This is a genomic window from Sulfurimonas sp., assembly GCF_028694605.1.
In the GTDB taxonomy this organism is placed as follows: domain Bacteria; phylum Campylobacterota; class Campylobacteria; order Campylobacterales; family Sulfurimonadaceae; genus Sulfurimonas.
Map to the genome: position 1 here is coordinate 25,862 of NZ_JAQVKP010000010.1, position 12,642 is coordinate 38,503.

Below are 12,642 nucleotides of genomic sequence, written 5' to 3' on the forward strand. Positions count from 1 at the left end.
CATTACGCTCTAAATTTTTAAATCGGAGAAATTTTATCTGATTTAAAAATTATTCTCATTGATTTATATCAATTTTAGAAGGAAATTTCTAAAATTTGAGAATAAAATTTTAAATAAAGTTATTTATGCTAAAATTCGCTTTCAAATCTTAAAGAAAGTGGGTGATGTGATATGCCAGGTATCTATCTTCGCAGCGATGATAATTTTGACGCATCTTACCGCCGTTTCAAGAAGCAGACTGACCGTAACTTAATCGTTACTGAAGCTCGTGCTCGTCGTTTCCACGAAACGAAAACTGAAAAGCGTAAGAAATTCTTAATTGCTTCTCGCAAGAAAATGCTTAAACGTCTTTATATGCTAAGACGTTACGAATCACGCCTCTAATTATATAAGCCTTCGGGCTTATATATCTTCTCATTTATCTTCCATACATCTCATTATAAAACGACAAGGCGTATCTGTCGCTCATTGAAGCGATATAATCAGCGATAACCCTATGCTTCTTTTTTGATTCCAGCTGTTTGTAGTAAAATTTCGGCAACATTTTGGGCTCTTCCGTCAAACCGCTGTAAAGCCCCTTAATCGCCTGTTTTCCGGCAAACATCTTTGTCATAATATCTTTATGCTGATAGAGTTTTGCAAAAAGGAGTTTTTTGAGTTTTTTTATCTCTGTCTCAAGTTTTGAATCAAAACCTATAGGCAGCTCACTCTTGCTATCAAGAGAAGCGGCGTAAATTTTGGTGTTGTCAATTTTGTCTTTTGAGTACTCTATAAGTGAGTAAACAAGATGGTTGATAAGGTGAGAGACAAAGCGGTAGCGAAACATCTCATCCTCTTCCTCTCTTATGCCCTCGTTTTTAACCTTTTGTAAAATCTCCTTGATTAGCGCACTCTCCCTCAAATCCTCAAAACGGATAAGTCCGGAGTTCACCCCGTCATCTATATCATGCGTGATATAAGCTATCTCATCGGCACGATCCACTACCATCGCCTCAATGCTCGGATGCGTCTCAAGATGAAATTGCTCATCGATGCAAGGTGGCAAAAAACTCTTTTTATAAGGATAGGAGTGTTTTAAAATCCCCTCAAGCGTGGCAAATGTAAGATTAAGCCCGTCAAAACCGTTGTATCTTTTCTCTAGGCGAGAGACGACACGGAAACTTTGGAAATTGTGATCAAATCCGTTGCCGTGTCCATCTTCTCTCAAACACTCATCAAGCGTATCGCCGCCTATATGTCCAAACGGGGTATGCCCCAAATCATGCGCAAGTGCAATAGCTTCCGCAAGTGATTCGTTCAAACCCAAATGTGAAGTGATAGAGCGGGCGATTTGCGAAACTTCTATGGAGTGGGTAAGGCGAGTACGAAAAAAGTCGCCCTCCTGATTTAAAAAAACCTGTGTCTTATACTCCAGTTTTCGAAAACTCCCCGAGTGAATGATTCTGTCACGGTCTCTCGCATAGGGATTTCTAAAATCATCATCAATGCTGTAAAATCTATAATCAGGCTTCATTATGCTTTTTTTAAAAATTCGGTTTTGAGGTAGATTTTTGTTCCATTAACTCTGCCCTCTATGTGTCCCTCGACATCTTGCGGGATTGTTATATTGCGTACCGTTGTACCTCTTTTTGCGGTAAAACCTGCGCCTTTAACTTCCAAATCTTTAAGGATAACAACACTGTCGCCCGCATTTAAGGTAACGCCGTTTGCATCTTTAACGACAACCCCGCTTGAAGTGCCGCTAGTGGCATCTGCCCAAGCTTTTACCTCCTCTTCCATGTACATCATGTCAACCAAATCTTCTCTTCCAAGGCTCTTTAAAAGCCTGTAGGACATTACTAAAACAGCAGAAACTTCACTCCACATACTCTCGTTTAGGCAGTTAAAATGTGTCTCATCCATTTTGTCGGGATTTTCTACCTGCTCTTTGCATGTTGCACAAAGATAGATAGACTTTTGTGCACTCCCGTCCGATGGTGCAATCTCAAAAACACTTAAACCCTCACTGCTGCCGCAAAGCTCACATTTACCGCCGCTTCTGGCAATCAACTCTTTTTCAATACTCATTTTTTCTCCTCTTTTTTAAATTCTATCGCATCCTCAGGAAGTGCAGATGAACTCTTCTTTTTGTTATCAAAGGCTTTTTGCGCCTCCTCTTCCTTATAGTTTCTGCACTGTTCTATTTTTGCAGGATCATCATTTGAACCGATATTTTCACACATCGCAACATTGAACTCAAAGTAAGAACATCCGCTAAACAACAAACTTGACGCTAAAATATACTTCCACATATATTATCCTTTTTTGATTATCAAATCTAAATATTTTGATGGTGTTTTTCGCATCATCTCTTGAGCCAGCCATCTTATCTGAAAGTACGCCGCACCGCTGTTTCGAAGTGTGAAATAGTTCTTCAAACTTCTAAGATTAAACGTCACCACCATATCAACTTTAACATTATCACTTATGATGTGCTTAAACGCATCGCCGACATTTCGCTTCTTTTTTCCGCTCTCAAGCGCATCATAAAGTGCTTGCGCATTACCCTTGTGCTGCTCTAAAAAAACAAGTGAACTTTTTGCAACCGCAATCTCATAAAAATCTGTAATCATCTGTGCCTGAAAACACAATTTATCGTACATCGCTCCTATTTCGATTCTGTTGTAAGCCTCATCACATGTTACAAACATATCAAAACCAAGCACTTTTTGGATAAAAAACTCTTTATCCCCTGTTGTTTGTGAAGCTACAAAAGCATTTATAACCGAACTCATCGTATAGCGCGTACTTCTGACGCTTATGGCTTGTATGCGATGGCGTGCATGCTCTTGAAGAACACCTCTGCTAGTTCCTCTTATCAGAAAACTCAAATTTGCATGTTCTAAAATCGAGTGGTGAAAATGCGTCCAAGCCAAATCATGCAGGAGATTTGACTCCTCTATGGCATTGATTTTTTTACATGCTTCTTCATCCAAAAGAGCATGTTCCATGAACCTAATCGCCTCATTTTCACTATTTTCAAATGAATCATAGCAAGTTCTAGCTGCCGCTTCCGCCACACCTATGCCCGTATCTTGCATCAAGACTACTTCAGGTTTTGAATATTTTATGCCATACATCTCTTCCATACAACCACCCTCACTTATACTAGACATATTTTACAATGAAAATGCTTGATGTATTCAAAGATTCTGTAATAATGGCGTAATAAATCAAATCTACTATTGCAAAAAAAATTATGGAGAAAAAAATGAAAATTTTACTCTGCATCTTTACTCTGTCTCTGCTTCTAAACGCCTCTATATTTACCAAAGAGGAGAACAAAAGCGGAGTTTTAATCGAGGAGTTCAGACAAAACGTCAATGATACGAACTCTATTATCTGGAGAGGAGATTACGACAAAATACCCTCACATAAAGCAAGTGTATCATCTATAACAAAGAAGATACAAAACCTTAAAATAGCACAAGAAAAAAAACAGGAGCTTACGGCAAATCTTCAAAATTATGCAGCTATTGTCGATATAATCGCTCTAAACCTTCAAAAAGAAGCGCCTAAACTCAAAAGCCACTATGAAAACAGTATTGCTAATCTCGACGCTTTTAATAAAAAGATATCAAGCGTAGGTCTCTATGCGCTCTCTTCTGGCTGGAGAGAATTAAGCAGCATTAAAAACAGTTTTGTAAAAAAGCCAAATCCTACACTTGAAAAAAAATTTGACAATATGTTGAGCGAAATTATTGTAACCATAACGGAACTATATCTTGATGATGAAGCAGAGAGTTTTTTACTGGGCTATCTTGAGAACTATAAACTCTATTTTAAAGAAATAACAGCTGCATACTCAAAAGCAAATTTCAGCAAAATCAACGAACTTAAACCATTAAGCTATAAAATCAAAGCAGAACTTGAGCTTCTTTAGCGTTATTTCTGTATTCCATCTAAAATGGGGACAAAATCGCATCCCTCAAGCTCCTCTTTTTGTATAGATTGTCCTTTTTTTCTAAAACGAACGATTATCTGCTTTGAGCCGTTCTGCATCGGAGCAACCAAAATGCCGCCGTCACTAAGCTGATCAAAAATCTTTTGCGGTATCTCTTTGGCTGTTGCAGAAAAAAGGATACGCTCAAACGGTGCATATTGCGCCCATCCGCTTTGCCCATCATCAAGCTTTGTGTGGATATTGTTTATGCCAAGTTTTCTAAAACGCTGTTTTGCTTCAAGGATAAGCGGCTCAATCCTCTCGATGGTAAAAACACCGCGAAAAAGATGTGACAAAACTGCCGCCTGATAACCGCTTCCGCACCCTATCTCCAAAACTTTATCCTCTTTTTTCGGCTCCAAATATTGTGTCATCTTGGCAACGGTAAGCGGGGAGCTAATCCACTGTGACGACCCCATAGGAAGTGCATCAAGCTTATAGGCATTGTGTCTAAAACCGGCAGGAACAAACTCCTCTCTGTTTGTTTTGGCAATAGCATCTTTCACACTCTGAGCAAGAGGAAATTTTTTATGGCATTCCTCTGCCAATTTTGTAGTTTTTATAGCGGTTATTTTATCCAATGCCGACATCCATATATCTTCTCATTGCCACTATCTCTTTTCTATCGTAACAAACTTCCAAAGAGGCTTTTGCCCCGTTACGTTCTGCTTCTCCATGAGGTCTGATTATACCGCTTAATTTTGTACACTCCGCATTTTGCGAATCACTTGCAACGACATAACACTGATTCATCACCGCAAGCGCCTCTGTCAGCACCCTGAAATGCTCTGTTCGCAAAACTCCCCACCACGACGGAACAGCGATAACATCACACCCCTCAAGCCTCTGCCAAAACTCTTTAAAGCGAAGTTCAAAACAGATAAGAACACCTATCTTTATGCCATCGACCGTGACAATCTGCACCTCATCACCGCTTCCCTCAGACATGTACTTATGCTCCTCGCCAAAGCGAAAAAGTTTTGCTTTTGCTCTCTCAAAAACAACTTCGCCGTTATGAAAAATCTTGGCAAAATTAAAAACTTCGCCATCTCTTTTCTCTAGCATGGTAAGAACTATTATCTTCCCATGCGATGCAGTTTTGAGTGCTTCATTCGCCGGATGAGAAAATGCCACAGCCTCTTCATAATTTTCATAATCAAAGCCCGTTAAACATACTTCCGGAGCCACTATGAGGGACTTTTCTTCTCTGCTCTCTATAAGTTCTAAGAGAATTTTGAGATTTGCGTGATAATCTTTTGTTGTATCAAAAAGAAGTGAACAGAGCTTGTATTCGCTTATCTTAGAAGTCATCATCAAAAGTCAAACTTCCCTTTGAGTAGTTTGCAACCGTTCCCTCAAAAAAGTTTGTTTTTTGGTCGTTGAATTTTGAAAAATCATCCACCCATTTGATAGGGTTTGTGACATTGTAAAGCTTGGCAAACCCAACTGATGCAAGTCTGTCATCGGCTAGGTACTGGATATACTGCTCTATGATGGCATCTGTAAGCCCCAAAATCTGTCCGCCGGTTATATATTTTCCCCACGCCACTTCAAGTGCCACTGCTTCTTTGAACATCTCTATTACCTCAGCTTTAAGCTGCTCCGTAAATAGGTCGGGTCTCTCTTTTCTAAGCGAATTTATAAGGTTCTGAAAAAGCACCAAGTGTGTCACTTCATCTCTTTGGATAAAACGTATCATCTGTGCGGAGCCTAGCATCTTGCCGCTTCTAGCAAGTGTATAGATATAAGCAAAACCGCTGTAAAAGTATATGCCCTCTAAAATCTGATTTGCGAAACATGCTTTGACAAAGTTATGTTCTGTCGGGTTTTTAGATAGCTCTTCATAAACTCTTGCGATTGCATCATTTTTACCTTTTAGCATCATGTCACGTCTCCAAAGGTCGTAAATCTCTTTAGAGTTTGCAGAGATACTGTCAACCATGACCGCATAACTTTGTGAGTGGAGCGCCTCTTCAAAAGACTGACGCACTAAGATTAAGTTGATTTCAGGGGATGTCACATAAGGGTTGATGTTGTCTATAAGGTTGTTTGTTTGAAGAGAATCCATAAAAATAAGCTGTGAGAGCGCTTTATCATAAGCCGCTTTTTCCACATCGGTTATCTGTTTGTAGTCGCTCACGTCACGTGTCATATCAACCTCTTTTGGAAACCATGTATTGTTAAGCATCATCTCCCAAAGATTATAAGCCCACTGGTATTTGATATCGTTGAGTTCAAAAATGCCTGTAGGATTACCGCCAAAAATTCTTCTGTCGTTTACATTTTCATTTGATTCAGGATTATATATTTTTTTTCTGTTCATTTTTTCTCCTAAAATTTTAGTATAGGATTATATCTTTTTCTATAAAAATCCGTCTTTAAATATACTTTACAAATTTGTCTAATTCAAATGCTCTATCTTTTCATATATTGATTTCTCTTATAATTGTGCAAAATACGAACAAGGAGAAAGTATGAAATTTACTCTTATTTTCATACTTATAACAACCATGATAGAAGCATCAAAATTACAATCGTTAGAAGAAAAAATCAAACAACTTACCGAGGAAGAGAAGCGTGTGCTTCTTCATAAAGGAACCGAACATCCGTTCGTCGGAAAATATACAGATGAAAAATCAAGAGGCATCTATACATGCAAACTCTGCGGCACCCCTCTTTTTGATTCAAGCACAAAATTTGATTCTCACTCAGGATGGCCAAGCTTTGATGATGCCATAGATGGGGCTATTAAAAGAGTTCCTGATAGTGACGGAAGAAGAGTTGAGATTGTATGTGCAAACTGTGGTTCACACTTAGGGCATGTTTTTGAGGGAGAGGGTTTTACCTCAAAAAACACAAGACACTGTGTAAATTCCATCTCTCTAAATCTGATTAAAAAATCTGATATTAAAGATGAAAATCTCTCTTACGCATACTTTGCGGGCGGCTGTTTTTGGGGTGTTGAGTATTTTTTACAAAAACTTAGCGGCGTCAAAGAGGTCGTATCCGGTTTTATGGGCGGGCATGTAAAAAATCCGAGTTACTATGAGGTTATCCGTTTGGACACGGGACATCTTGAAACAGTAGAGGTCATTTACGATAAAAACAAAATATCTTATGAAGAACTTGCAAAAGCATTTTTTGAGATTCACGACCCAACCCAAACTAACGGTCAAGGTCCAGACATCGGCAAACAGTACCTCTCTGCAATTTTTGTCAATAGCGAAGAAGAGAAAAAAATTATTAGCAAACTTATTAGCAAGCTCGAAACAAATGGCTATAAAGTCGCAACAAAAATCATAGAAAAGTCAGAGTTTTACCCAGCTGATGAGGGCCACCAAAATTACTACGACAAAAAGGGAAGCAGACCATACTGCCACTCTTACGTTAAAAGATTCTAAATGACTCTTTTAGCTATTTCCCTTGAAATGCCGGTTTTTCCATAGGCTTTACAAACTCTTTTGCAGACTTGTCTATTGATTCGATAACCTCATTTTTATAGTCAGTTGCCGTATAGCCTGTCTCATGGGAGTAGATAATATAGACACCTATTCCCAACATCAATAACATCATCTTAAAACTATTATTTTGATAAAAAGTAAAAGCCATTAAAGCCACTACTGCCAAAGAGAGCGGATACATATACCCATCCATTTTTTTATCCTTGAAAAAAGTTTTATAAAAGAATAGCATAGCAAAAAGAAGTGAATATTTTTGTGAAAAAATGGAGTTTTTTATGCCCATAAAGGGCATAAATATAGATTTATTAGCGGCTGTTTCTTTTTCTTTCGCTCTCTGTTAAAAACTTTTTGCGAATACGGATATTTTTTGGTGTAATTTCCAAAAGCTCATCATCTTCAATCCACTCTAGCGCACGCTCTAGTGACATTTCACGATGAGGGATAAGCTTAATCGCCTCATCTGCACCGCTTGAGCGAACGTTTGACTGTGCTTTTCCTTTGATTGGGTTAACGACCAAGTCATTTGAGCGTGAGTGTTCACCGACAATCATACCCTCATAAACTTTTGTTTGTGGTCCAAGGAAAAGAACACCGCGGTCTTGGATGTTAAATAGTGAATATGCCAGTGTATCGCCGTTTTCCATAGAGATAAGCGCGCCATAGCTTCTTGACTCAACTGTGCCGCTGTATGGGCGGAATTCTAAGAAAGAGTGGTTCATGATACCCTCACCCTTAGTGTCCGTCAAGAACTGTCCACGGAATCCGATAAGAGCACGTGCAGGAATCTCAAATTCAATTCTCTGGAAGCCTTGTCCCATCGGAACCATTGACTTCATCTCAGCTTTTCTTTTTCCAAGACGCTCAATTACCGTACCGCTTAACTCTTCAGGAACGTCGATAACAAGGTGCTCAAACGGTTCACATTTTACACCTTCGATTTCTCTAACGATAACTTCCGGACGGCTGACACCAAACTCATAACCTTCACGTCTCATATTTTCAGCTAAAATCGTGATTTGTAACTCGCCACGACCTGAAACTTTAAATTTACCCTCGCCTACAACTTCAAGCTTCATAGCAACGTTTGTTGTCATCTCAGCTTCTAGTCTGTCTTTGAGCTTGTTTGAAGTAACGTGTTTACCCTCTTGACCTGCAAGCGGAGAGTCATTTACGGAGAAAACAACCGTCAAAGTCGGCTCTTCGATATGCATCGGGTCAAGCGGCATCGGGTTTGCAGGATCACAAATAGTATCTCCGACATCTACAGTTTCAAGTCCGGCAAATGCAACGATATCACCGGCTTCCGCCTCCCCAATTTCCATACGGTTAAGTCCGTGAAAACCGATAAGTTTAGATATTTTACCTTTTACAAGTTCGCCGTCAGCCTTTGCAAGCATAACATTATCGCCTTTTTTGATAACACCATTAAAAATACGGCTGATACCGATTTTTCCTACATAGTTATCATAGTCAAGTGTGAAAACTTGCGCCTGTGTGTGGTTTTCTCTATCACCCTCAGGTTCCGGGATTTTGTCCAAAATAGTCTCAAAAATACACTCAAAATTTCCGTCCGGGTCAGCCATATCGAGCTTTGCGATACCATCACGCGCAGCAGCATAAATAACCGGGAAATCAAGTTGATCTTCCGTTGCATCCATTGCAGCAAAGAGGTCAAACATCTCATCTACAACGCGATCAGGCTCTGCTGAAGGTTTGTCAATTTTGTTGATAACAACGATTGGTTTTTTACCTAGAGCAAGCATCTTTTTAACAACAAATTTTGTTTGTGGCATAACGCCCTCATACGCATCAACAAGAACCAAAACACCGTCAACCATCTTTAAAACACGCTCAACTTCTCCACCAAAATCGGCGTGGCCTGGAGTATCAATGATATTTATTTTATGGTCTTTATAACGAATTGCCGTATTTTTAGACAAAATCGTAATACCACGCTCTTTTTCCAAAGCGTTGCTGTCCATCGCTCTTTCTTCATGCTGTTCGTGAGCGCCAAACGTCCCTGATTGTTCTAACAAACCATCAACAAGTGTAGTTTTTCCGTGGTCAACGTGGGCAATAACTGCGATATTTCTGATTTTCTGCACAAGGCATCCTTTATTTGGTACAAATGACCAATTTAAAATTTTTTGCGATTTTATCTAAAATAATGTTATAAAAACGTAAAAGCAATGATATAATAAAAGCAAGACGCAAAAAAAGATAAAAAAAATGGAAATTATAGACTATCCTATAGAGATTGATATCATCTTTGACACATTGAAAAAAAGCGGTATTAAGCCTATTTTAGTGGGTGGTTATATCAGAGATAAGCTTCTTAATAAGAAATCAAAAGATATTGATATCGAACTCTACGGAGTCTCATCTTTAGCTAAAGTTGAAAAAATTTTGCAAAAATTTGGAGATGTAAACAGCGTTGGAAAGAGTTTTGGTGTTTGCAAAATAGTGTTTAAAGGATATGATTTAGATTTTTCTCTACCAAGAAAAGATAATAAAATAAAATCCGGACACCGTGGATTTGACGTAGAGATAGATTCAAATTTGGATTTCAAAACTGCTGCTTCAAGAAGAGATTTTACCATCAATGCAATTGGCTATGACATTATAGAAAAAAAAATAGTTGACCCATTTAACGGCAAAGAAGATTTAAAAAACAGAATTCTTCGGGCTGTTAATCTGGATAGTTTTGGGCAAGACCCTCTAAGGGTTCTGCGTGCTGCCCAGTTTTGTGCCAGATTTAATTTTCAAATCGAATATAACTTATATCTTACATGCAAGGATATGGTTTCTAAACATTTACTTGATGAACTGCCAAAAGAGAGAGTATTTGAAGAGATAAAAAAACTTCTGCTAAAGTCGCAAAAACCATCAAGGGGGTTTAAACTCTTAAAGGAGTTCGGGTTTGATTTTTTTACGGAAAATATGTTTATTACAGATATAGTTGCCAAAAAACTAACAACAAACAAACAAACAAATCTTGTTTTAATGTTAGCTGCACTCTGTTATAACTTTAAGCAAAAAGAGACAGAACTGTTTCTTACAAAACTTACAAATGAAAAAAAACTTTTTCAAAGAGTTGTAGCACTTATTGAAACTCATAAAAAATTAAATGATTTAAATGACGATTACGCACTCTATAAGCTTGCTGTACTAACAAATATTGGAGAGCTTTTGATTTTAAGCAGTTCTATTTATACTCTAAAGGGTAATTCAGAAATGGTCAAAAAATGTGAAGATATCTATAAAAGAGCAAAAGAGTTAGGCATTATAGACAAAAAACTCCCACCACTTTTAATGGGCAGAGATATCCTAAAACTTGAACTTCATCCATCAGCAAACTTTTCTCAGATTTTAAACGATGCCTATGAAGCTCAAATGCACGGCAAATTTAAAAACCATGACGAGGCTTCGATTTGGCTAAAAGAGTATTTAAAGCTTTGAACTATCTATCTCTATAACAGTATGAACATTTCCTCGTGGGTTATAGTCTGCTACGATTTTCATATATTTTGGTTTTAGTTTTCTCTCTAAAACTTCATAAATTTCATTTGCACCGTTTTCATGCGATATATGTCTGTCTCTAAAAGAGTTTATATAAAGTTTTATAGCTTTTAGCTCAACTACCCATTCATCGGGCGTATATTCAAGATATATTGTTGCAAAGTCGGGATAACCGCTTCTTGGACACAAACAAGAAAACTCAGGAAGAGTCATCTTTATAAGATAGTCTCTTTTATATTGGTTCGGCCAAATCTCCAAATCCTTTTCCACATCAAACTCATTAATAATTTTTTCACCGTATTTCATCATCACTCCTTAATTTTTTCTAGTGGTGCTAAAAATCTGCCTTGCAAATAATTAACTCCTACATCTTTAAATAACTCTCTGCTCTCTTCATCTTCAATCATTTTCGCCCAAGTTTTCATACCTTTTTCATGTGCCATTGTATTAAAACCGCTAAGAATATTTTTATATCTGTTTTTATCCATTTTTTTACTATAAAAAGAGTCAAAACGTACCATATCTATATCTAAATCTCTTAAATACAAAAACGATGTATGTATAGAGCCTAATCTATCAACTGCAATTGTAATTCCAAGTTCTTTTAATTGCTTTAGGTAACTGTTAAATTTTTCTATTTTTGGAAAATATTCATTTTCACTAAAAAGCAGAATTATTCTGCCTTTAACACACTCATTTTTTTGAAACAACTCCTTGATTTTTGTTAAAACAACCGGATTTCTAATTGAGGTAGGTGCAATAGAGAGAGCAAATTTTTCATCTTTTGATTTTTTACAAATTTCTATAACCTCTTCTAAAACGATAATATCATATTCATGCATCAGTCTTAATTTATCCAAAATTTTCATATAATCTTTTTGATGCAATATTTTTTGTTCAGTCGTATTTAGTTTGATAAAACACTCTTTTAATGTAGCTTTTTCATCTTCAAAAACTTCTTGTATAAAAAATGTTATATCTCTTTTTTTGATTGCTTGAATGACAAAATATTCTAAATCACTTGGATCTATAATCTCTTGTATCGGTGTGAGATACTTTGAATTTTTATTACTGTTTTGAAGTTCAAAAAGATTTTCTATAAGATAATCAATATTTTTTGAAAATCTTATATCATTGAGAGCTGCGGAAATTTGTATCTCAATATCATCTACTTTAAACTCTTCACTTTTAAGACACATTAATTCTATAATAGTTTTATACTGTTCTTTATCTCCGCTAAATCCAATAATAAAATCACCGCCTTTAATACGACCAATCGGAAAATTAATAATCTCTTTAGTTTTTAAATACTCAGCTATCCATAAAACTACTTCAAAAAGTACTTTATCTCCATATTTAATACCATAGCGTTTATTTATCTCATATAGATTGTCAACGCTTATAAGTAAAAGCGTGTATTCTCTGCTATTTTTAATCTCTTCTTTTAAATAATTATAAATATACTCCCTTGTAAAAGTTTTTGAAATGTTATCTGTTATTTTTGTATCAAAACCTTTATAAATAAGATAAAAAATAAAGTAGATACTAAAAAGCAGTACCAAAACAGCTTCAATATAAAAAGATGTACTGATAGTTTTTTGGCTTGTATAAAATGTATGTAAAATAAGTGCTAAAACAAGAGCAAAAATAGGAAGCACCATCCTTAGAGCTAGTCTAAAG

15 protein-coding genes are annotated in these 12,642 nt (G+C 36.8%); 4 read left to right on the top strand and 11 right to left on the bottom strand.

The features are described from left to right. Nucleotides 1-171: 171 nt before the first annotated feature. Complete coding sequence (rpsU, locus tag PHY84_RS07200) at nucleotides 172-384, top strand: 30S ribosomal protein S21 (protein ID WP_299858698.1); 213 nt, start codon at nucleotides 172-174, stop codon at nucleotides 382-384. A 34-nt stretch (nucleotides 385-418) separates the two neighbouring features. Here rpsU and PHY84_RS07205 read toward each other — a convergent pair whose 3' ends face one another. The 4 genes from PHY84_RS07205 to PHY84_RS07220 are packed head-to-tail and all read right to left on the bottom strand — an operon-like array spanning nucleotide 419 to nucleotide 3,128. Continuing rightward, the gene (locus PHY84_RS07205; RefSeq protein WP_299858699.1) at nucleotides 419-1,513 is read right to left on the bottom strand and encodes a deoxyguanosinetriphosphate triphosphohydrolase; all 1,095 of its coding nucleotides are present in this window, start codon (nucleotides 1,511-1,513) and stop codon (nucleotides 419-421) included. Continuing rightward, a complete protein-coding gene (locus PHY84_RS07210) occupies nucleotides 1,513-2,067 on the bottom strand; it encodes an alkylphosphonate utilization protein (protein WP_299858700.1) in 555 nt (184 codons plus the stop codon). The genes PHY84_RS07205 and PHY84_RS07210 overlap by 1 nt, the downstream gene beginning before the upstream one ends. Then, nucleotides 2,064-2,291, bottom strand: coding sequence for a hypothetical protein (locus PHY84_RS07215; protein ID WP_299858701.1), 228 nt, complete (start codon nucleotides 2,289-2,291; stop codon nucleotides 2,064-2,066). Before PHY84_RS07215 ends, PHY84_RS07210 begins: the two co-directional genes overlap by 4 nt. Before the next feature lie 3 nt (nucleotides 2,292-2,294). Then, nucleotides 2,295-3,128, bottom strand: a complete 834-nt coding sequence (locus PHY84_RS07220) for an FAD-dependent thymidylate synthase (RefSeq protein ID WP_299858702.1) — start codon at nucleotides 3,126-3,128, stop codon at nucleotides 2,295-2,297. A gap of 122 nt (nucleotides 3,129-3,250) precedes the next feature. On the opposite strand from PHY84_RS07220, the gene PHY84_RS07225 reads away from it, so the two are divergent. Continuing rightward, the gene (locus tag PHY84_RS07225) at nucleotides 3,251-3,922 is read left to right on the top strand and encodes a hypothetical protein (protein WP_299858703.1); all 672 of its coding nucleotides are present in this window, start codon (nucleotides 3,251-3,253) and stop codon (nucleotides 3,920-3,922) included. Nucleotides 3,923-3,924: 2 nt separating this feature from the next. On the opposite strand, the gene PHY84_RS07230 is transcribed toward PHY84_RS07225, so the two are convergent. From PHY84_RS07230 to PHY84_RS07240, 3 genes are read right to left on the bottom strand one after another with little or no spacing between them, the layout of a single operon-like run. Then, a complete protein-coding gene (locus tag PHY84_RS07230; protein WP_299858704.1) occupies nucleotides 3,925-4,572 on the bottom strand; it encodes a protein-L-isoaspartate(D-aspartate) O-methyltransferase in 648 nt (215 codons plus the stop codon). Then, the gene (locus PHY84_RS07235) at nucleotides 4,556-5,296 is read right to left on the bottom strand and encodes a carbon-nitrogen hydrolase family protein (protein ID WP_299858705.1); all 741 of its coding nucleotides are present in this window, start codon (nucleotides 5,294-5,296) and stop codon (nucleotides 4,556-4,558) included. The genes PHY84_RS07230 and PHY84_RS07235 overlap by 17 nt, the downstream gene beginning before the upstream one ends. Further along, the gene (locus PHY84_RS07240; protein WP_299858706.1) at nucleotides 5,283-6,305 is read right to left on the bottom strand and encodes a ribonucleotide-diphosphate reductase subunit beta; all 1,023 of its coding nucleotides are present in this window, start codon (nucleotides 6,303-6,305) and stop codon (nucleotides 5,283-5,285) included. The genes PHY84_RS07235 and PHY84_RS07240 overlap by 14 nt, the downstream gene beginning before the upstream one ends. Nucleotides 6,306-6,492: 187 nt before the next feature. Between PHY84_RS07240 and PHY84_RS07245 the strand changes: the two genes are divergently transcribed. Further along, nucleotides 6,493-7,383, top strand: coding sequence for a bifunctional methionine sulfoxide reductase B/A protein (locus tag PHY84_RS07245; protein ID WP_299858775.1), 891 nt, complete (start codon nucleotides 6,493-6,495; stop codon nucleotides 7,381-7,383). A 13-nt stretch (nucleotides 7,384-7,396) separates the two neighbouring features. On the opposite strand, the gene PHY84_RS07250 is transcribed toward PHY84_RS07245, so the two are convergent. Both PHY84_RS07250 and typA read right to left on the bottom strand, forming a co-directional pair. Continuing rightward, complete coding sequence (locus tag PHY84_RS07250; RefSeq protein ID WP_299858707.1) at nucleotides 7,397-7,636, bottom strand: hypothetical protein; 240 nt, start codon at nucleotides 7,634-7,636, stop codon at nucleotides 7,397-7,399. Nucleotides 7,637-7,748: 112 nt separating this feature from the next. Further along, nucleotides 7,749-9,548, bottom strand: a complete 1,800-nt coding sequence (typA, locus tag PHY84_RS07255; protein ID WP_299858708.1) for a translational GTPase TypA — start codon at nucleotides 9,546-9,548, stop codon at nucleotides 7,749-7,751. 124 nt (nucleotides 9,549-9,672) lie between these two features. On the opposite strand from typA, the gene PHY84_RS07260 reads away from it, so the two are divergent. Beyond that, on the top strand, nucleotides 9,673-10,902 hold the full coding sequence (locus tag PHY84_RS07260; RefSeq protein ID WP_299858709.1) for a CCA tRNA nucleotidyltransferase: 1,230 nt from the start codon (nucleotides 9,673-9,675) through the stop codon (nucleotides 10,900-10,902). Here the strand turns inward: PHY84_RS07260 and queF are convergent. Continuing rightward, nucleotides 10,891-11,268: a preQ(1) synthase gene (gene queF, locus PHY84_RS07265; RefSeq protein WP_299858710.1), complete on the bottom strand. Its 378-nt coding sequence runs from the start codon at nucleotides 11,266-11,268 to the stop codon at nucleotides 10,891-10,893. The genes PHY84_RS07260 and queF overlap by 12 nt on opposite strands. Nucleotides 11,269-11,270: 2 nt before the next feature. Next, nucleotides 11,271-12,623, bottom strand: coding sequence for a GGDEF domain-containing protein (locus PHY84_RS07270; RefSeq protein WP_299858712.1), 1,353 nt, complete (start codon nucleotides 12,621-12,623; stop codon nucleotides 11,271-11,273). Nucleotides 12,624-12,642 lie beyond the last annotated feature (19 nt).